The organism is Psychrobacter sp. TB55-MNA-CIBAN-0194, assembly GCF_040309505.1.
Classification (GTDB): Bacteria; Pseudomonadota; Gammaproteobacteria; order Pseudomonadales; family Moraxellaceae; genus Psychrobacter; species Psychrobacter fozii.
In genome coordinates this window covers 1-273 of the sequence record NZ_JBEOOW010000258.1, presented here as the reverse complement: position 1 = coordinate 273, position 273 = coordinate 1, and the positions used below count along the sequence as shown (strand labels likewise).

Annotated in this window: 1 protein-coding gene; it reads left to right on the top strand. The window is 64.1% G+C overall.

What is annotated here, in order from left to right:
- A partial coding sequence (locus AAEY75_RS15065) for a U32 family peptidase (RefSeq protein WP_502944428.1) occupies nt 1–273 on the top strand: 273 nt, incomplete at both ends.

Here is a 273-nt window from a genome sequence, read left to right as displayed (position 1 = left end):
CGCTACGCCTTTGCCTACGGTGCCGATGCGGTTTATGCCGGCCAGCCGCGCTACAGCCTGCGGGTGCGCAACAACGAGTTCGACCACGCCAACCTGGCCCTCGGCATCCAGGAAGCCCATGACCAGGGCAAGCGTTTCTACGTGGTGGTGAACATTGCGCCCCACAACGCCAAGCTCAAGACCTTCCTCAAGGACCTGGCGCCCGTGATCGCCATGGGCCCGGATGCGCTGATCATGTCCGACCCGGGGTTGATCATGCTGGTGCGCCAGCAC